The sequence below is a fragment of the [Flexibacter] sp. ATCC 35103 genome (assembly GCF_001975985.1).
In the GTDB taxonomy this organism is placed as follows: domain Bacteria; phylum Bacteroidota; class Bacteroidia; order Flavobacteriales; family Flavobacteriaceae; genus Flavobacterium.
In genome coordinates, this window is record NZ_MTQF01000009.1 from 38,107 (window position 1) to 61,185 (window position 23,079).

At 33.5% G+C, this 23,079-nt stretch carries 6 protein-coding genes; all 6 read right to left on the bottom strand.

Going from position 1 to position 23,079, the window contains the following annotated elements; genetic code table 11:
* Window positions 1–7 precede the first annotated feature (7 nt).
* The 6 genes from BXU01_RS18210 to BXU01_RS18235 all read right to left on the bottom strand — a co-directional run bounded on the left by BXU01_RS18210 (window position 8) and on the right by BXU01_RS18235 (window position 22,874).
* A complete protein-coding gene (locus BXU01_RS18210) occupies window positions 8–10,576 on the bottom strand; it encodes a thrombospondin type 3 repeat-containing protein (RefSeq protein ID WP_123774109.1) in 10,569 nt (3,522 codons plus the stop codon).
* An 8-nt stretch (window positions 10,577–10,584) separates the two neighbouring features.
* On the bottom strand, window positions 10,585–11,298 hold the full coding sequence (locus BXU01_RS18215) for a hypothetical protein (RefSeq protein ID WP_083694559.1): 714 nt from the start codon (window positions 11,296–11,298) through the stop codon (window positions 10,585–10,587).
* Window positions 11,299–11,302: 4 nt separating this feature from the next.
* Complete coding sequence (locus BXU01_RS18220) at window positions 11,303–15,028, bottom strand: hypothetical protein (protein ID WP_083694562.1); 3,726 nt, start codon at window positions 15,026–15,028, stop codon at window positions 11,303–11,305.
* 123 nt (window positions 15,029–15,151) lie between these two features.
* On the bottom strand, window positions 15,152–16,639 hold the full coding sequence (locus BXU01_RS18225) for an immunoglobulin domain-containing protein (protein WP_083694564.1): 1,488 nt from the start codon (window positions 16,637–16,639) through the stop codon (window positions 15,152–15,154).
* A gap of 5 nt (window positions 16,640–16,644) precedes the next feature.
* The gene (locus BXU01_RS18230; RefSeq protein WP_083694566.1) at window positions 16,645–22,275 is read right to left on the bottom strand and encodes a hypothetical protein; all 5,631 of its coding nucleotides are present in this window, start codon (window positions 22,273–22,275) and stop codon (window positions 16,645–16,647) included.
* Window positions 22,272–22,874: a hypothetical protein gene (locus tag BXU01_RS18235; RefSeq protein WP_083694569.1), complete on the bottom strand. Its 603-nt coding sequence runs from the start codon at window positions 22,872–22,874 to the stop codon at window positions 22,272–22,274. Before BXU01_RS18235 ends, BXU01_RS18230 begins: the two co-directional genes overlap by 4 nt.
* Window positions 22,875–23,079: the final 205 nt, after the last annotated feature.

Below are 23,079 nucleotides of genomic sequence, written 5' to 3' on the forward strand. Positions count from 1 at the left end.
ATTTCGTTTAATTTGTTGGTAAAAATTTCAAATTTTTGTAATCACTAATATTAGCCGCTTTCCCTGTCTGTCCATCCAGATATTTTATTGCTCCTTTTTGGTTAACAACATTAAAAACGTGACCTCCATATTTACCTTCTCCATATATTATTCCTCTTTTACCAATTGCCAATTCTTCTAATTTTGAGACATTGGTATTTACAAATTTCGTACCGTAATGTTTTTCTAAAACAGATATTGATACAGGTCCACTTGTATATTCTCCTAATGGAGTAAGTGCTTTTGGCATAGCAGTACTTTTTACTCCCTGTAATGCTAAATCTGTTGAAATTACACAATTAGTACAATTCATACTCCCTAATTTAGCACCATCAATTGAGCGATTTATGTTAGCTATACTTCCTGCAACAGGCTTAGTAGTTACTCCTTTTTCTGCTGCTTCAACAGCAGGTTTTAGAAGTTTATCTGCATTTTTTAAAGTTACTACAGTTAGTTTTGATTGAACAAATTTAGTAGCAGATTGATATAATTTAGTTCCTGCAATATATGCTCCAACTAATTCGCCACCCATGAAATCTACAATAAAGCCACTTCCACTAAAACCACTCCTTGCGTCATTAAAAATCTTATAGTTTTTACTGTCAGCATAATTAGTTACGTTATCATCTTTTGCCATTAACTTAACATTCGGGTCGAAGCTGTCAGTGTCATATCTGGTGTATTCCAAACCTTCCAACTCTCTACCGTCTATTACCCTATTCTCACTAAATGCATAAGAACTATTGTGAGGGTATTGTCTAAATAATGGGTCAATGGCAAAGAACCTTCCAACTCTCGGATCATGCATCCTAAAAGTATAGTTCATCGAGTTCCCGTCACCGCCTTTTATCTCATTATCCTTCTCCTGACCTTGGAAGCCATAACGATATGATTCTGAGCTGCCATATCTGGTTGGCACTTGCATCCCGAAAGGGTAATAATCAGAATAACTAAGAACGTCTGGCATGAAAATGTTTCCTGCCAAAAGGCTTCGATCTGTAATTACAGATAACACATTGCCTAAATGATTCGACAACTCATATTGTTTGTCTCCTACAAAACGATACGCAATTACAGGAGAACCAGCCACCGCAGCTTTACCTTCGCCCTGCGCTAATCCTTCGCAAACATCGCCAATTCCATTTTTGTTGGCATCTTCTTGTAATGGGTTGTATATTGTTGGGCAATTATCGCATACGTCGCCTATGCCGTCTCCATCTGTATCGATTTGGTCAGCGTTAGCAGTAAATTTACAATTATCACAGGCATCTCCCACACCATCTCCGTCGCTGTCAAGCTGGTCAAAGTTAGGGATATATTTACAATTGTCACACGCGTCACCAATATTATCACCATCAGTGTCTTCCTGCAATGGGTTAAATACATAAGGGCAATTGTCTTTTATATCGAGTATGCCATCTCCATCGCTGTCATCAGCTCTTGAACCACAATAGGTCTGCGAGAAAATATCACTACTCAATTTAGCCTCTTGTCCTGTCGTAGCGGTTGCTTTTATGCCACTTCCTTCATCAAAACCAAAATAATTAGTTTGTATATCCTCTGGTTCCTGACCATTATCTACTCTGAAACTAAAATCACATATTTCGGCTTTAATAGCATTATATTTCTCGGTTTTACCAGGACGATGGGTAATAGAGGTATGTCCTACAGAGTTTTGCGGTAGTATAATATGAAGATCCTCAGAACCTCTTCTCATCCCTATATTATTAACTCCATCGTGATCTAAAGTGAGATTACTGGTGGTCTTGTATTCATTGCCGTTCAGGGTTATGGTAACAATATATTCGTCAGTATTTATGTCGTTTACTATTTGTACTTTTAAATCCCATTCGTCTTCCGGAATAGGTGGCGAAATAATTTCATAGCGAGTCGTGGTTTGATAACTTCTAAAACTAAATTTAGATTTTTCATATCTATGATGGTCCCTTCGGTATTTTATAAGTGAGACTACGGGCTTATAACCCATATCTGTTTTATTAACTGATACTAAAACTGAACTTAAGTAAGAATATGCACGATCTCCCGGCCATGATTCTCCTTCTTGGTTTTTACCATGTAAGGCCGCTATCAGACCATCAGCACTCGTACTTTTAGAGTCAATTTTCAAGTGTCCTGTAAGGGTTATCGATTCGGTTTTAGAAGTCTCGTTTTTAAATAAATTAATGGTGTTTTCCGGTTTTTCTGTCCATTTTGCACTGGCATCTTCTGTACTAAAATTTAAACCGGATTGATTGGTATTAATCTCCTTGTCTTGCGTTAGGGGACTTTGAAGAGTTCCTGAGAGTCTTACTCCTGATTTAAGAATACTTTGCACATTATCTGCAGTGATTTCCTTTCGTCCTTTTTCGACTCCTAAACGGCTGCTGCCATAAATATCCTGTTCTACCAGATAATATTTAAGCACAGTTCCTTGTTTTACCATTTCGTAGGTGCTCAGGACATTGCCTTGTGCATCACGCTGGTAATAGGTTGTTGTGGCATTAGTACCACTGGTAACTGTTTTGGCAACTCTGTTGCCCAGACCATCGTACTCAAAGCTTATTACGACTCCGTTATTTTTGGTTACCTTTTTTACTTTTCCGTCTACGCGCCATTCAATTTTTAAACCCTCTTGTCTGTCTGCGATTAATTGCCCTATATCGTCATAACCATAATTATCAGCAGTCTGGTTGTCTATATCAAGGGAAGTATCGTTGAGGTTTTTGGGATCGTTGGTAAAGACGCCATTAGGCACAGCATCATTTACATGGCGCAATTTATTGGTACCGTTGGTATAATTATACGTTAACTGATCCATGAGTGTAATTACTCCGTTAGGCAATGATGCCCAGCGATTTAGAAAAGTAAGGTTTCCGTTGCGGTCATAGCTATAATTTGACTTGTACCCGGTTGTTGGGGCATTTGTAGTTAAATTTTGATTGTACGAAATAGATTGGGATGTCATTTCTTTTATCCTGTTTAACTGATCGTACTTGTAATAATTAAACTGTGTCGAAATTGGTTTTTGCTGGTTATCCAATAATGATGTTACCATTTCTTTAATGTTTCCATTGTAGAGATTGGCATTTTGCTCCAGTTTATCGTTTTTGCTAAAACTAAAGATTGTATTGTCTCTGGTATTAAATCTTGATTGATAATCGCCTTTGTAGTAATTCAGGGCAAAGCCAAAGGCATCCTGAGCGACATTTAAGCCATCTTTACCAGCATCGTATTGTGAGCCAATTCTCTCTGAGTTCACTGCTTTTAGCCAGCCTTGCAGGGTATAGATATAATCAAGACCCTGTACTTTTTTGTCACCAATTTCTACACGTGCCAATGGTCCGTGATCATAATAGAGATAATTCGCTTCTTTCTCCCAGATTACATTATCCTTGCTGGTATATACTTGTTGTATCCTGTTGTCTGCATCATATTCATAACGATGTATAAACTGGTCTTTGGCACTATTGGGCTGATAGGTAACTTTATTTACATTGCCGCTTATCAGGTCATAATCGTAGACTACTTTTTTAAGTTCTTGTTTAAGCTGGGTTAGTTTAGTATTATTATTTGTATGATATATTAACTCTTTTACGTTTCCGTGTACATCATAATCGTATACGATTGCATTGCTATAGTTATCGTATGCTTTTACCTGGGTTATTTCGGCTGTTAAAGTATCGTAATACAATACTGCGGTTACTCTTTTATGGCAATTATCAACACCATAAGCTGTAAACCATTCGCTGGTATTTGCAATTGGAGTATCATATACGGTTTTGGTAATTTGATCCAGTGCTATGGTAAGGTTATAAGGATACAAATCTAAAACAGCATCAACTGGCACAAGATTTACAGTATTTGTAAAAATCAGTCTTCCGTTGTCATTAATAGTCAATGCAATACCACTTTTAACTATAAATTGTCCTGCTTCGGTAATCCTGCCCAAGCCATCATAACGGGTGTAACTAAAACGTTTCGTCTTTATTTGTTCTGCATTTTGAGAGGCTACAACTCTTCCTAATGCATCGTATGCAAATCGGGTTATTTTTCCGTCAGGTGTATTTTGCCACACTAATTGGTTTAATGAATTGTAACGGTATTGTGTCTGCATCGTATGTTTTGGTGCTACATCGATGCCATTGACTTGTGTTAAATCCTCTTTTTCAGTATTGGTTTCGCGAACTTCGTTTATCGCTGCATCAGAATTTGGCAATAATCTTTGTACACCTTGTGGCGGAACAGTCTGAACTAGATTTCCTGCCTGATCATAATAATACAAGGTATATTGATATTCTTTGTCCCAGGAAGTCTGCGTTAGCGTTTCATTTACTCCCTCGAGTGAAGCCTGAAGATAATGTTGCTTAAATTCTTCTTTTTTTCTGGCATAAAAAGCCTGTTCAATTTGTTGTTTGTTCGATTCTTTTACAGTATTTGCATATATTTCGCAAGGTGTCCTGGTTTCAGAAGTAGTAACTTTCAGGCTAAATGTTGGTGCCATAAGTGCCGGTACACATAGATTATTATTTACTACATAGTTGTCTGCATATTGGTTCCATTTTAAAAGTTCCTCGGTTTCTGCTGTTTTCTGTTCTGATATATAACTGGCATATAAATCAATTATTGACGCGGTTTTTGTATTACCATATCTCAGTTTGGTTGCACAAAACTCTGCAATTGTTACAAAAAGCGGGTTTTGTATTGTTGTTATTTGCAGCTTGGTTAAATAAGCAATATAATCAGTGCTGACATATCCAAAATTAGCCTCACAGAAAAAATTAGCGTCTTTAGTTAATTTTTCAGGGACTTCATAATTAGCCACTTTAGCAATTATTGCTGTCTTAAACTCATTCCATTTATCACCACAGATAATTGGAGGAACAGTTGGAGGAACGCAGAATGTATTACAGTTTGTAACTGCCGGAGTTGCGGTTAGTCTTGATTTTAAAATAGTTTTTTGTGCATTCAGAATAGTAATTACATTACCTTCATCATTGACATAGCTTGAACTTATAATATTGTCATTCGTATTGCTATACGAACTTTTTAATAGGTTTTTTGTCGTATAAGCCGTTAAAAAATCACATATTGACCCAACACCTGTATGGGTAGGGCTAATCAATACAGCATTGTTTATGTATATGTCATTTAAGGTAAAAGTTTCGTTATTATTATTTGTATAATTAATGGAACAATACTGAGATTCTGTAATCTCAATATTATTAAATTTTTTGACTGCCAGATTATCAGGATTTGATATTATGATATAAGCCTCTAAAACATTCTTATTATTGTAAAAATTTATGTAAGTACTTCCTCTACCTATTTTAACTATAAATTTAAAAAGTTCGATATCGTCGATATAGGGATTTTCAAATACTTTAATTTTATTCCAATAATTTCTAAATGCCTGAAAATTCTCAATCAATTTAGAATTATTAATAAAACGAGTCATTTTAACCGCATTGGGGTTATTAAAAGAGTTTTGTAATGAATTTAATGTCTCGTTTGTTATTGCTTCATTTAAAGCTTCTTTTAAATTTTCTTCATATATATATTCTTTATCACCGCTGTTACATACATTTATTTTTGGAGGTGAAACTTCTCCACACAAATCACCAAAACCGTCACCATCATGATCCCATTCTCCACAAGGCGAACAACAACTAAAATAAAGAGGATTTTTATTACCAGTGGTGATTATTGAAGTGATTTGTCTTTTTGAGAAAAGACCTGGTTTTCTAACCGTTAGCTTTAAAATATTGTATTGGTTATTTTGCAAGTCGCCTATGGCAATATTGATAATAGGATCTACTCCTAAGCTATAACCTTCAAAGTGTATTACAAGACGGTTTTGATCATTGACAGTAATACTAATGCCGTTGGTATTATTTTTCCATTTTACAACATCACCTTGTTTAATGCCAAAATAGGTATAGAGATAACCGTTTGTAAAAGCAGTATTGGTGGTAAGATCTACTTCATTATTGCGAATTATTCTACTGTTTTGCAGATTGAATACAAGGCTTTTAAAAGCACTATTAAATTTCTCTTTTTTATCACAGGGTGCAATCGCTAATTCGTCGCATCCATTAATATTTGCTTTGGTAGTACCTTCGATAATTATTTCTTCGGGAGAAGTGCAATTATCTGTACCACTTTTTCTTTTTACAATGGCCAGAATCTGGAATTTATATACTTTATCGATTGTACTATATTCAGGTAAAGCATAAATATTTTTGAAACCAATAATATCTTCCCAATTTACAGACACATTTGTACCACAGGCATTTTTATAATTTTTATTTATAAATCTCAACTGAATAGGAGTTGCAATATCATTGTTCATGTAGGTAAAACCAATATTAAGATTACCCGAAGCATCCTGAGTAGCTTTAATTTTTGGGGTTTCACCAGCGGTTTCTAAGTTAAAATCTGAGTTTATTTGTGCATTGAACAAGTACTTAGTTAAATAGGGCATACTCGAAGTCTTTAAGCCATTTATCAATAGTCCCTGTTTTTGAATCGTAGGATCGAGTAATCCGTTTAAGAAAAATTCTAAATCGATTGCTCCCGGGCATTTGCCAGTTTCCAGATACATTCCGGTTTCGGCAGTTGCTTTGGCTGCAGCCATAACCTGTGTATCTGTAAGTGCTGAGTCAAAACCATAATCTGCTGGAACGAATCTTTTTTCTTTGGTTGCATAAAAAGAAGAGGTCACATCTGAACATGCCAGCTCAATTCCTCTACTGGCAGGAGTTGTATTAGGGAGTGCAGGAATCTGTGGAATAGTATTTATTAATCTGGTAAGATTTTCATAATTGTTTGGCCTTGCAACTGTATACTTTTTGAATAGGGTAAAAAATGTATCTGAGCTTTCGGGATTACCAATACAATCATTATAATTATTTTTTTGAGAGGCATAAATATGAGAGAATACTGTTCTGGTTTTTTGTTTAACAGCGGTATAATTTGTTCTGAAATTCAGCCATATTTTTTGTTTTAAATAAATATCACTCATGCTGTTAATGTCACTTAACAACTTAGTATTTGTTTTATTTATAAATTCTTCATAGTCAGAATCAGCTGCAATCCCATTAGAATAAACAGCCAAATAATAGGCAACCTGAAGCATGGTCATGTTTTTACCATTTGGCAAAGCGATACCGTCATAATTTAGATTTAAAGCTTCTCTCATTAAATCTTTACGAAGCTTAAAATCAGTATCTGTTTCTATAAAATTTGCTGAGTTATAAAAGGGATCACTATCATTACTTTGAGAATCAACATTTAAAAGTTTCGATATTATTCCATTAGATGTAAATATGGTATTATCACTAATTGTTTCGGTTTCGGCATCATAATAATCCATGTTGCTTAATGTTTCGTCAAACCCATCTGAATTATAGCCTGCACCGTTTATTTTACTACATAAAGCTGCATTATAAATATAATACTGGTATTCCGGATGAAAAGGTAAAAGAGCATTTGCCCAGCTCGGCCTCCATAGATGAATAAAATCAGATACATATCGTAAATCCTCAGGTTGTATCAAAAATATATTTGGATCATTACGAGTAGGATCCTGATCTTCCGGTTTTAATATCATCCCCTCTTTTATACTGGGACTGTAAATACCTTCTCCCACCAACTCTACTCTAACCTTAGAAATAACCCCGTCTTCTTCATAAGATTTAAATGGTTTTCGCCAGCTGTAATTAGATATTTTTATTTCCTCATCTTTATTCGTTTCCGGATTAATCTGGGTCACTACAATATATCCACCATATAATAATTGGTTATTATCATTAAAGATACTTAAAGGATCTATTTCTGTATTATTTACAAAATCTTCGCTGGTATGATTATCTTCCAGACCTTGTACGGAGCCATATTGCCCATGCGGACTAACATCTTCCAGAAGCGAATCCAGATTAAGACTGCAAATATTAATTGGTTGTTTACACATTTCCCTACATTCAGAGAGGTGTTTTCTAAATTCAAATTTAAATCCGGCTACTTTAGCCACTATTTCTTTTTGATCGATCTCAGGATTTACAAATTGTGAACCGTTATGTGTAAAAGTGGTTACAAAAAATGCATTCAGGTTTTTAAGCATATATTGTTTTTCGGCTGTATTTATATAAGATTCTCTTGCGGTAATATTACCCAGATCATCTTCATCAACCGATAATTTCGATTGAAAAGCTTCACATTCAGCAACGGTTAAATTATCACATACCAATGATTGTTCGCAACTTTTGCAGGTTACATTACAATCATCAGCAGTAACATCTGCTTGTAACGATGACAGATCGGGCAGGCATATTTTGTTTGCGATTAATTGGTCTATATAATCATCGGCATATTGATTTAATGCATCCTGATTTATCCTAAGATTTTTACTTAAAGAATAAGATCCTATCTTTAGGAAATTACCTAAATATTCTCCTTTATATTCCTTATTTGTTACACTTAAAGAGGTTGCATTAAAAGAGTTGTCGTTATATACGCCAATTTTTGAAACTAATGAATCAGTTCCCGTAAGTAATTCATTTGCACAATCATCCTTCAAGCTTAGGGATAAATCATAAACAAATGGATATTGTTTTGTGTTTAAACAATTATCAGTGTAGGAACCTTTGGTTTTATTAAATGTGTAATTAAATTTTATTTCACCTTCTTTTTCAACGTTCACTGAAGTATTCAATTGAATACCATCTTTCTTTATATCATTATTGCCAGATGCGTATTTATCATTATTGGCCAGTAAATTGGTGGTTGTAATTGCATGTAAACCAGTATTTGCTTCATCATCCAGGCACATTAATATATCATTATTATCTCCTGCAAGTGCAGTTGCCACTGTTCTTCCTTGTGGATCAAGGTAACTTACACTAATTTGTTTATTGGGATCAACAACGATGTTCTTCTTGTATCGGGCAAAATCCCCTACTTTATAGCCAAAAAGTCTGTTTAGTTCTTTTTGTTCAGGTTGTCCATAAAAATATTGCATTTCATGCCCTTTACCAATTTGATGGTCTAATCCTACGCCTCCTTTTTTCTTGATTCTGCCAGTATTGTCGGGAGTATATTCTATCTGCGAAAAAGGAAATCCGTTGGCATCCGGAACTAAATCCTGGTAATTTTCCTGACGCAGATTATTTGAGGAATAGTATTTACTTGCACCGGCAATATTCGACATTTCGAAAGCAGATTCAGAATCGCAATTCAAAACTGTTGGACTATCCCAGTCAAAATCATTGTGGGTGTAAATTGAGTTTTTAGAATTTTTATTCAGATCACTATAAAAGCGAATTCCGGAAGCTTCAATAGGAGCTGGTAACACTTCGATCGCAGCTCTCCCTTGATTATCATAGATTACTTCACCAACAATGGCTTTATTGTTAGAGTTTATCCTGGTTACGGTTTGGCGGTTGCGTAAACTTCCGTCAAAATAACTTACCACTTCCTTCTTTTTTCCGTCTTCGGCAAAAGAAGATTGGTATTGCCAGTTTTTTCCGGATTCATGTGTCTGATCTATTTCGACTATATGCGACCAGTCACTAACGAGTTTAAAAGAACCGGTCAGTCCAGAAGACCAGGTTCCATAAAAAAATTTGTCTGTGTTGTCAAGAAATCGACCTATAGGCCTTACACGATATATCAAATAACCATTAGAATACACAAGAGGAATTCTATAAATAGTATTTCTGGTTTGAATTCTTGTACTGTTTAATTTAAAATCCTGCTCTGTTAAAGGTATTTGACTGGTAGAGAGTTTTCCGCCATTTATATTATAATTGTCAATCCAGCTCCATTCAAGTTCGTATTCTACTGCCGGAGATTTGATGTCTCTGGTCCAGTTAATTACTAGTTCTTCAGCACCGTCACTAACTTTAGAAACTTGCAATTCGTTTGTACCATTGTATTTTATAAATTTATGAGACAACGGAAAAACAGACGTTGATTCTGTAGCACTCACTTGCATGTTGTAATACCTGTATGTATTGAATTTTAATTCTAAATAAACTGAAGAATTAGAAACTGTTATAAGTGCATCATTGGAATTATAATATTTTATTGATTCTACTTTTACATCTGCTTTATGTATTCCCGGTAATTGATATACAGCATAATCATTTAGTTGCGCTCCTTTGGTTATATTATCATGCTTTATCTTTAGGGTTATCAAAAAAGGATTCGCATATGTTTTTTCCTGATTCTTGCTATCCTTATAAGTAGTGAGTATATTTCCGGCCGTGCCATATGGTGTAATTTTTAATAAAATTTCACTATAATATACATCAGACTGAGTATCATTATATCCAAAATGAATTGATACCGCGGGATTAATAGAGGCAAAAACATTGTGCTTATCTAAGTCTGTAAATTTTGGATCTGTAATATGAAGAATTGGCAGACTATTTAGCTGACTTCCTACTTTTCGATCTCCTAAAAACTCTTCTTGTTGCCCAAATGAAAACAATGAAAACAGTGTAAATACAAATGTTATTAAATACTTGTTGATATGCATGTCGATTTTTATTTATTGGAAATGTTTCTTTGGTCAATTATTTCATATTTTTTTAATGGCTCAGACAAAATGATTTGCTTTTTGGCCGTTAAAAAATAAGTCGCACTATTAAAAATTGCAGCGTTCACCGGATTTCGGTTATAATTTGTATTGGTAATTTCTAATCTTGGATAATGTGAATCCGGGCTTCGATAATCTTTTGAAAAATTGATTGCCGTGTTGTAATAAAACGTTTGTTTTTGCAAAAAATAATCCTTGGATATCTGGACAATAATTTTCGAATAAGAAAGACCGGAATATGGTTTTGCATCAAGAGTTATTTCCCAGTATGATTTATAATCAACAAATTTTTCTACTTCACATAAATTCAATAATGCTCTCATATCAAAATCATTAAAAGAACTTTCAATTGGATCTGAAATTTCAATTATCTTTTCATCATGATTTATTTTGAGAAATACCGTTTTAGAATTAAGAGTTTCAGTGTTTCCAATTTTTGTGTACATTTCATTTTTTACATTTTTATAAAAAGCACCTTTATAACTTTGTTCTGATTTCTTAGCATCAAAATCTTTATACAATGCATAATTAGATTTATATTGTAATGGCAGAGAAGTACTATATTGCTTGCTGAATTTTTGAAAAACTTCGTTTACAGTCTGTGTATGGGCCAGACAACTAGTGAACAGAACCCATACAAAAATTATTTTTTTATAAATCATGCTATTAAGGTTTTATATTGATTGCACTCCCGGAGCGTGTTTCCTGAATTGTCCTGATCCCGTTTTCTGTTTCTTTCTTAACCCGAACCAAACCGCCCTCATTATCATACTCATAAAAAGTTCCATAATTGTTTTCGTCCAACTCAGCCATTAGTTTAAATGTTTCAGGATCATATACAAATGACTTTATACTTCCCTGTAGTGGATGAATCCTAATGTCATCAAAATAAACAGGAACTCCGGAACTACTGTTTTCCAACTGAATTCCTATGGTAATCGTATTAATAGGGATTTTGAATTTTTGTACTACGCGTTGCCAGCCATCTATTATATTTCCGGAAGCTTTTACAGATAATGAATCAATTTTATGGGATTTTATATCCAAAGCTTCTTTATTATTATAAAAAACAATTTTAATGACCGGGTTTTCATAGGTTTTAACCTGGGCAAAAAGTTCTTCTTTTACCCATGCACTTAATAAGTATTCTTTACCAGGCTCTGGTTTAAAAGAAAGACAATCATCACAAAAATCTTTTTTGGCAGATGTACCGCAAACTATTTCAGAATCAGCGAGTTTATCTGAAAAATAGGTGTTATCAGAACCCAATAAACTAAAATTAGGATGTCCGAAATAAGTTCCTGAATCAAATTGATTGATATCTGATTTAGGGAATATGGTATCGGGATAATCAAATAGATATTTTAATGATTTAGCCAGATGCGTTGTTACAGTATTGGTTAGAATACCCTGAGTAAGATTAGGATCGGAATCTTTATTGGTATAGAAATTTTCATCTACATAAAATCCCTTTTCAATACCTACAACATATAAATGTGGTAAATTAGGATTACTTCCCGGAGCATTATTAAACCCTCTCATGATTGTTTTTAACCCGGAAACGTCAGCAGTCTGGCAACCATCTGTTATCATAATAACTACATCTGGTTTCATAGAATAACTTAGGGCGCCTTCAAGACCACTTCTCCAATAATCTGAAGAAGCACTTATACCTTTTATTTTTCCGTTTCTTAGTCCTAAACCATCAATCCAGTTGTTAAATTGATTTATAACTAATGGGGTATTGGTTAATTTTATTGGTTTAATAAAATCAATTCTTGTATTTTCATCACTATCAGACATTCCTGTTAAGGAAACATAAATATTAGATCCCATCGTATCATTCGTTGCAGCCTGTTGTAGAACAAATGCCTTTAATTGTTTTTTTATCTTATTGAATTCGGTGGTAGCAATAGAACCCGATTCATCTAATACAAGAGCAATATGTGACACACATGATAACTCAGTAACACAGAAATTGATATTTTGAATATATCCATCCTGATATGAACCATTGCTAAATTTTGCAGCAACTGTAATTTTTGTAAGAGCATCTTCATAGTTGCTTAAGTCAATACTAACAACAGATGCTAAAGCTGATTTAGGTATCTGAACATCGTTTCCTGTTTCGTTTTCCGAAAAAGAAAAACTTACTTCGGTCTTGGTATTGGTAAAATTGTATATTTTAGTTTTTAAATGAGTTGTATAAGGAGATAAAGCTGCTATTTCTTTTTTTGCATATATATTTACATCACTGCCATTGGGAGTACTTCCTAATTTATTGATTAGTGTAATAAATAAACGATGTATTTCTGGGGTATAAATATTGGTTTTAGTACAAGAAATGAGGTGAGTGCAATCTTCTACAGTGATTTCTTTAGAAAATATTGTTCCACAATCTTGCGGTCTTTCCGGTTTTAATTTTATTACATATTCACCTGGGAGTTCTGGTATAAACGTATATAATCCTGTGGTATTTGTTATTGTATTTACAACTATACTAGCTGCGTTTGTACTGGACCAGTTGTAATTTTGAATTTTATCCTGATGTTCGAAAATAAAATTAACAGCTTCTTTAGTGCAATGTCTATCAATTACTTTAACAGGTTTTGTAAACGTGGCCGAACATCCGGAAGCATCTGTAACGATAAGGGTTATTATATAATCTTCTTCTGCTATAAATTTATACGAATACACCCCACTAGTATTCGCACTATTAGTATTTATGATTTTTCCTGCAACTGTTGCAACAGACCAGCTATAGATTAAGTTGGTAGCCGTAGTTTCGAATATAAATGTACTTTCCAGATTGGTGTATGATTTTTCAGCAAGTGATTTCATTGTTCCCGATATTGATGTACAGTTAACAATGTTTAATATAATTGGTTCTCGCTCTAATATTAAAGGAGACATATTAGGATTACTATTGTGATACGATTTACAGGTATACGATCCGTTATCAGCAGATTTTAAATCAGGAATTGTATAGGTTCTATTAATTGCTCCAATAATTTCTGTTCCATTTTTTAACCATTGGTATGTATCTTCAGGAGTAAACCTCTCATCTTCATACATTGTTAAAGTTACTGAGCCTCCAATTGATGAAGTAATAGTTTTTGCAGCATCTGTTTTTGTTTGAGGAGAGAATTCTGTTTTTGTTCTATATAACGTAAGCTGATTTGCAAGATCTATAAATCGAAAATTATTAGATCTTATGTCTAATGAATATAAATTTTTAAAAACAGGTAATATTCCTTCAAATAAATTATTATTTAGACTTAAAAAATCAACTGACAGTTTTGTTATTTCTTCAGGAATAGTACCACTTAGTTCGTTATAATCTATAGACATCCAACGTACTTTTTTCAACAACCCTAACTCCGGTGGAATTGGACCAGTCAATTTATTATTAGTTAAATAAAAATTAATAACGCTTTTTAGTTTTCCTAATTCTGCGGGTATAGAACCCGTTAATTGATTATTTATTAAATTAAAGTAGGTAAGATTTGAAAGTTGTCCTATTTCTGGAGGTAGTGAATCTGTTAATTGGTTATACGCAAAATTTATTGAAATTAGTTTTTGAAGGTCTCCAATTTGTGGTGGAATATGTCCGCTAAATTGGTTTTTCTGTGCATACAAATAAGTTAAATTGCTCAATTTGTTAATTTCTGGCGATAGTTCTCCACTTAATTGATTCTCGTTGATAGATAAATTTACAAGCGATTTTAAGTTGTAAAAACCTTGCGGTAAGGAACCACTTAATTTATTTGAAAGAAATCCTAATATTTCAAGATTTACAAGCTCTCCTATTTCTTGCGGTATAGAACCCGTTAATTGACCATAGCTTAGATTCAATCGTTTTAAATATTTTAATTGTCCTATTTCTGTAGGTATAAATCCATTTATATTGTTGGTACTAAAGGATAAATCAACAACATGACCGTTATCAACAATAAGTCCGTACCACCCTGTTTTTGTTGTATTGTTCCATGAAGTAACGGGGGTCGAAAAATCCCAACCGGTATTATTTTTCCATTTTGAACCATTTGTGCTTTCATATAATGCTTTTAGAGCTTCTTTTTCACTTTGTGAAACGTCAATAATGTTTGCAGTAGATTTTAAGAGTTGTTTTGGTTGTATCCTTTGCAAAAGTTCCTCCTCACTTTTTTTCATTTGTATGTATTGCGCTTTATACATTTCCCGCATACGGTCAATCTCACGAGTAAGATCATCTGCTGTATTCAGGCCTCTCGTTTGTAGAAAAAGTGTTTCTCTGTTTACATCAAAACCAATTTCCTGATCGCTATAATCTTGTGCAAAAGCAGACAATGAACCAAGCAATATGCAAAGTATAATAATCCAATTTTTTTTTATTTTAAAATCGTTTGCCATATGTATTTATATGTTATTTGTTCCTTGATTTTGGACAAAAGGAGTATGAAACTATCTATAAAATAGTTCTATAATTAAATTTTTATTCAGCCAGTAAATTTTACTGATTTAGAAGAAGATCAACTAATTGATTACTTTGATTGTTCCTGTTATTGGTTCGCAATTATTTACATATAATATAATTGGCTCTCTCTCTAACACTAGTGGAGACATGTCAGGATTATTAGTATGATAGGATCTACAGGTATATGTACCTGAATCTGTAAGTTTTAAGTTGGAAATAGTGTAAGTTCTTGAAATTGCTCCTGAGATTAAAGAATTACCTTTATACCATTGAAAAGTATCATCAAGTGTAAACCTGTCATCTTCACACATTGTTAAAGTTGTAGAATTACCAACAATAGAATATATTGTTTTTGCGGTGTCTGTTTTAGCTTGAGATGAATAAATGAAATCATCTTTCATTTTTGTTTTAAATGAGGAGAATTGACTAGAAAAATCAATAAATCGGAACTGATTTGAGCTTATATCTAAAAAATATGAAACTGAAAGGTATGGTATTGTACCTTCGAGCAAATTGCTGTTCAGGAATATATATTTCGCAGATATTTCCTGAGGAATGTTACCGCTCAATTGATTGTCTTCTAATGATAACATTTCTAAATTTTTCAGCACTCCTATTTCAGGAGGAATTACGCCAGTCAATTTATTATTACTTAGAAATATATTGGCCAGATTTTTTAGCCGCCCTATTTCTGGTGGTATAGAACCTGTTAATTGGTTATCTGATAAAGAAAGATGACCAAGCTTTTGAAGATTTCCTATTTGTAATGGAATATCTCCACTAAGTTGGTTTAAGTAGAAAGATATTACTCCTATATCTGTAAGTCTATTTATTTTTGATGAAACCTCACCTGTAAGCATATTTTTACTTAAAGCAAAAAAACTAAGAGATATTAAGTCGTAAAGACTTTGAGGGATGCCTCCACTTAATTTATTATCACTTAATGATAAAAATTCAAGATTAGTCAATTTTCCTATTTCTTCAGGAATAGAGCCATTTATATTATTTATTTCTATACTTAATACTTTTAAATATTCTAATTGGCCTATTTCTGATGGTATCAATCCATCTAAATTGTTATAATCCAAATTTAAATATACAACATGGCCATTATCGACAATAATTCCGTTCCATCCCGTTTGTGTCTGATTGTCATATGTAGTAACTGGAGTCGAAAAATCCCAACCTGTGTTGTTTCTCCAATTTGTTCCGTTTGTACTGTCATATAGTGCTTTTAGGGCAGCTTTTTCGCTTTGTGAGACGTCCATAACACTCGTAATCGATTTTAGAAGTCTCTTAGATTTTATTCTTTGCAAAATTTCGCTCTCAATTTTTTTCATTTCTATGTATTGAGCTTTATGCATTTCCCGCATACGACCTATCTGACGATCAATATCTGCAGAAGATGTAATCAAAGCTTTTTTTAAGTAAAGTGTTTGTTTTGCAGCATCAAATCCTATTTCCTGATCAGTCAGATCTTGAGAAAATCCCGTCGCTGTAATTAGAAAAATTATAATGCTAAAAACTACTGTATAAATTGATTTCATAAGGCTTAATTATTTTCGTTTACTACTCCGGCTGTAACACACGAAACAACTTGTTTTTTTATAACTGCTTTTTTATTCGGGGCGACCTTTAAACTTTTTCTGCCAGTATGTGATTGTTTATCAGTTATACTAACATCATTAGTTTTTAATTGTCCCTGAAAATCAAAATGCGAAGTAGCGCCACAGTTCGACATATTATAATCTTCAAAACCGTCTGATGCCAGTTCTGTGTATTTTGTATTTGAGGCTACGGCTACCGGAAACCGATTGTTATAACCATATAAAGCCGAAGAATAACGTTTTAAAGCATCTCTGTTTTCAATTTCCTGTCCTGCAGGATTGTATTGTGTAACTTGTGATGCAAATGTCCATTTATCATAATTTGCTCCTGTTGTTATTTTCCATGTATTATTTGCAAATACATAGAATGGATAAAAGTCAGTATAGAATCCCGTTTTTCGTGGTGTTGGATCAGTTGTATAATTTCTTCCTGTTAAGTAAGCGTATGACTTATTAGCTCGCCAGTTTCCTAAAACATTATATACATATGGATTGTATGAGTTTTTGATAATATCCTCTTCTTCAGACTTATTATCTGTTTTTTCATATTCATAGGTTAAAACACCACCTGTAAAAGTCATTTTAGGTAAGTTACATTCGCATTGTGCTGGCCACACATTATTATACTGTACTGCAGATGCATTAACAATTCTATTGCCTGATGAAGAAGACATAAATGGATTACTTCCTATATTTCCTCTTGCTGATATTATACTATTACTATTATCATAATTATATAATGGATTTGTCATGGAGGTCACACTTGCCATAGATGCCATTTGCAGGTTTCGATATCCGGAACGAATTACTTTTATTCTCGCTGTATTTACAACATCATTTTTAATAAGGAGTCCTGTTTCGCCAATAAGCTGGAAATTAGAAGCTGTTAATTTTACCACCCAGCCTTTCATCATTGTTTTGCTTTTGCCGTCTGGTGCAATACCATTGATCCACAATTCATCACCATCAATTAGATAATCAGATTCGATATGATTACCTACAAATTGGTATTGATTATTGCCTGTTTTAATAATGTCCCATTCCAGTCCAATATTTTTAGCTGTCTGCCCCATTCCATCATAACTCCAGTAAGCAGGAAAATTAAAATCAAAATATTTGTCATTATATTCATTGACTGTTTCTGTTAATAATACATCACCTGTTTCTGCATCCCAGGCAAGATTTTTTGTGCTAACTTTTGCACCCAGATCATACGCCACTTTTTCTGAAAGTATGGCTGTAGTGTGAATTACTTTAGTCGTCACCGCAGTTCTAATCTGGCTTTCATGCTTTGAAATGCTTGGGATTGGTGACGGAACCACTAGTACATAAACAGTGATTGGTATGGTTGCCGTATTTACATGAATACCCTTGGTAGAGCTTGTACTTTTATTTTCTCTAAAATCATTTATGATATCATAATCAACACCAACTAACTTAGACGCTATTATTCCTTTTGAATCTATTGTTGGTACAGTATTATTTAATTTGCTTTGATTGTTTTCTTCATTTTGAATTACCGTATTATAATTGTAATCAACTCCTGAGATGTACTCTTTTTGCCCTTCACCATATACTCTTTGGTTTTTCATTTTGCCATCCATATCATTTGTATGAATAGAAAATCCTTGTGATAATGTAATATATTCCCTTACACTTAAATTAAGTAGATTCCCTAATAATGATGTCTTCTCATAGGCTGATGACAGAGTTGTGCGGTCAACGATTGTTGGGAAATCTTTTGAGGTATAAAATTCTGTAACAACAGATCCCGTTGCATGCTTTTTTACTGTAGCGGTTATTTCTTTTTTATCATTGTACTTGTTTCTTGGCAAATTAGTAACTGTTACTCTGCTGTAAGTAACTTTTGGTGCCGGAAAGAAAGATTCTCCAAAAGGTTCTTCTACATAATTATCAGTATCCGGACCTAATAGCAATTCTCTTCTTTTTTGATCGTAATAAGGTTTTACAAACGGATTTTCTTTGCATCCCAAGGGTTCATAAGTCGCTACGCCCGAAGATTTTCCGTTTTCCGTTTCATATAAATATTTTTGCCCATAAGACTGTCGGTAAGCATCGTTATCCTTATGATCTGTCATTATATCCCATTGGTCATGAATTTGAATATCTTTTACCCTGCTTCCGCCACCTATTTTTCTTTCGTCAGGCTGTAAGAGTCGAATCCAGGATTTATTACTTACAAATTTGCTTGCAATACCATCTTTCTCTAATTTAGCATTCGGGCTTTCAAAAATTTCTACAAGTCTCGGTATCGAACCTATAAGTTGTATCACGATATCTTTTAAATTATCGGTATCTTCTTCATTGTTCATATCATACATAAGCCTGTTTAGGTTATGTCTTCCAAAATTCCAACCTGCTTTTATTATAGGATTTACTTCGTGTGCATTGGGATTAAATCCATCTCCTTTACCAACATACTCAACAGGTATAGCAACATATTGTTTGCCATTTACTTCCAGAAAACCGAAGTTAGTATTGGCACTTTTATCTATATTCATATATCCCGTTACATAGTCATACTTATCAGTTCCGTCAATGCCTGGTGTAGGATTAGGATTAACCATATTTAGCAAAAACCGAAAATATAATGGGTTGCTTTCATCACCAATAGATTTGATATACTTATTATAGAAAATCTTTGGAATTTGTGGATTATTAATCGATAATTGCTCGTCTATCTTTTGATCTAATGCGACATATATATATTTTCCCAAATTTCTTTTCTGAATTTTATTTTCAGGATCGACATTTGCAGCAGTTAACTCTTCTTTCGTCCCACTTCCTACTATTTTAAACATTTGCATTGCTGCTTTATCCTGTACATATCCATAATCATCTGCTTCGTAATTTAATTCCATCTGACCTCCGGAAGGCAAGCGAATAGATTTTAATAACCAGGCACTTGCGTTTAAATCTGCATTTTCTCTGTTACTTTGATCAACAAATGGGTATTCAGGATTAGATAGTTTTGATGTGCTTTCCGGTCCCAGTTTATCATTTATAGGTTTGTAATTTCCCCAAACATCATAAGCTTTCATGTTATAAGGAGGATTATTAATTTTATCCTTTTCAATACTGTAACCTGGAGTATTTTCGACTAAAATTTTAGGAGCGTAACCAAAAACATAAGGAGTAAATTTTCCCATGTTTGAATTTTTATAGGTAAAATAAACTTTACTAAGTGTTAGTTTCCCTTCTTGGTTTATACTATTGTCGATACCTTGGCACAGGCTGTAATTATATTCAAAGTGTGCCTCTTTTATAGGGATTGCATTTTCTCCTTTTTCAATAAACTCCGGTTTTGCAAATAATGAAATTTTGTCTAATTTGTACATTTTAGAATTTTCTCCCCGCCCGCCATTCTCATCAATAACGCCATATGCATCATTACGTTCTGAAATAAAGAAGATCGCAACATGAGTTTTTGTTACAATTTTTTTAATGTAATGAAGCTCTTTTTCTCCATAGATATAATTTCCTTTATTGTCTTTTTTGCTTGATCGCAATCCTTCATCATAGTTTGCCTGGTTTTTAAGAAACGGAACTCTCCATTTGTAAAGATGTGCTGCATCAGGAGTTTTATTCTCGTATTCAAACTTAGTATACGTTCCTAAATCATCATCTGTAGGGCCATCATTTGTTAAGTCCTGATAGTCTGATGATAAAACTGAACTAAGTAAATATGAGTGTGCATATGCTGGTGTAGTTACACGGTTAAAATATTGGTCTCCGTCTTTAATATTCTGGACAGAATTGTCAACATTAGGGACGTAGGTAACCAATCCGTTTTTGAAATTGACTTTCTCATTAGGATTCTTTTTATCACTAACATCAAATGTTGTTTCTTTCTTTGTGGTATTATAAGCAGCTTTGCCATAAATATAGCGCTCACCTCCTTCTTTAGTAATCCGTATTTCTGCAGTGTGATGGTCTTTTGCAAAAAGACTGGTCTGGTTTTTTGAACCATATTTTTTTGCTTCGGCCTTCGTTAATTTTTGTATAGACTGATTTCTTGATAATCGGGAAGATTCTCTTTTAATTATTCCGGTATTAGTAATAATACTGGTATTTTTATAATAATTTAAACTAGTGCTCTTCGAGAATTTCCCGCCATTTATTTCTAATTTTACCGGATAATAACCCCCTGATTTAGTAGTAAGTAATTCCAGCTCTTTATCAACATGTGAGCCTCCAATATTTTTAAAAAATACTTTTTCATAATCTGGTCGGTTTCCACTTTTTTTCTCTTTAAATCTGCCTAAAGCAGGATTTGAGTTTTCCCACAAAGTACTATAGCTTTTTCCTATGGTTTGTGTAGCATCAAAACCTGAATGCACACCACCGCCTACACCCATTTCTATACCTAATGTACCTCCATTGCTGTCATCGTGCATTTCGTTATCATATACATAACCCACTTGTGATTTATAAGGACGATATATTCCTGAAATACCTTGTCCCTGAATACTATATAAGTCATAAGTATTGTTCGTTAAAGGTAATGATGTAGTATTTTTATTGAATGTTCGGTCTTTTTCTCTGTTAAAATCTAAAATATCTGATTTTCCGGCATTATAAGTATTTTCAAAACCATACGCCTTCTCCATTTTATATTTCTCAGAATCTTTAATTCCCTGGCTTGTTCTATATCCGGCAAATTTGGCGCCTACTTCAAGACCCCAAAGTTCTCCACCAACGTTCATACTAAACATATAGTTAGAAGACACCATACCCACACGCTTTGTTGGAGTGAATGATGAATTTATTATAGAAAGAGACCCGGATGTTAGCGGAATCGAGCCAAGACTGTTACCCGTTACTTTATCAGATTTACTTATTCTGGTTGACAAAGTTGTACTTTCTAATCCTTTTCTGCTATTGTAGCTCACGCCCAGATTAGCTCCCAAATTAAAATTCCCAGAATCTGTTTCACCTATTTTCATATGATAAGAAAGGCTGGGTGATACTGAAACTCCTTCTGATGCTGATGATTCCAGATTCATGCCAACGCTTAAATTTTTGGCTATTTCAAAACTCATCCCTCCACTTAGCGAAGCACCAAATCCTTCATAGTTATTGTATTTAATATTAATACCAGTACTTGCTTTTGCTTCTTTAAGTCCAAAACCAGCTATATGAGTACTATAGTTTGAACCAACTGTAACATAGGGTTTCATATTATTTTCGTAAATCATCTCGTCTCCATTAAAATCATCAGGTATGCCTCGTACTTGTCTGTTGATCTGTCCTACATTTAAATCCCAGCCTAATCCTACCCATGATGCTTCCTGATCCATGGTTACGCCAGAATTATAAGCCAGGTTTAGAGGATATCCTCCAACATCCATTATCGGAATATTGTAATTGAAATCTCCGCTAGTTAAATCGACCATATCAGAGGTTCCTATTGGAGTAAAGGATTCAAACTCTGGTTGAGACGGACCACCTGTCAATGCATAGATTTGCATTGGTTGAAATGTCTCTAAAAGAATCATCATGGCTAAATAAATAGCAACAGTTTTTTTTAACTTATTTTTTTTTTGCGGCATCATAAGGCTATTTGAGTGTAGGGATCTTTAAATTTAAATTTTAGTATTCCTTTTCTAAAAAGGTAGTCGCTGTAGACTAATTGTATTGTATCATTGGGATTGATTCCGGAGAAAAACAATAAAACTTTTTGATAAGGTGCTATTTTGTAATTGCGTTCGAATAAGACTCCCGAACATGTGATAGTATCTTTTTTTGAAGTGACGACGTAAAAATCTTTTTTAAGTCCAAAAGACATGTATTTTACGGCGTCAGTATAATCCATTCCTGTAAAATTCTTTAGAAGTAAATCCTTTTCCTGGTCTTGTTGGAATGTAAACTCTAAAACTCGTTCTCTTTTATTTTTTTCATAAAGAGAATCAACAAGCGTTAAGTTTTCTTTTCCCAGATCTTTTAATAAATAGTATTGAATAGGAACTTCGGTAGCAGTAAAACCAATGTCATCAACATTTTGCGTATAAGAACGAGATTTCCAACCTATTTTTTCAAGATTAAAATAACGGTCTCTAATTTCCGAATCTTTGGGGCTATTACTTTTCTCTCTTTGACAAGAAAAAAAGGTTAAAGACAAGAGAACATAAAATAATCTTGTGAAATTTTTCATTGCTTGTATTTTATGTATTTAAGTAATCATATGCTAAATCTATCAGACTAATAGTTGATAATTGTTTTTTTAAGGATTGAGAAATTTTTATATGTATTATACAGAAGTAATTAATTTAACAAGAAAAATATATTTGTTTTTAGATTTAAAACATTTGTATACTACAGTTAAATATTTATTAATTTATTGCAAATCTAATTTTTAT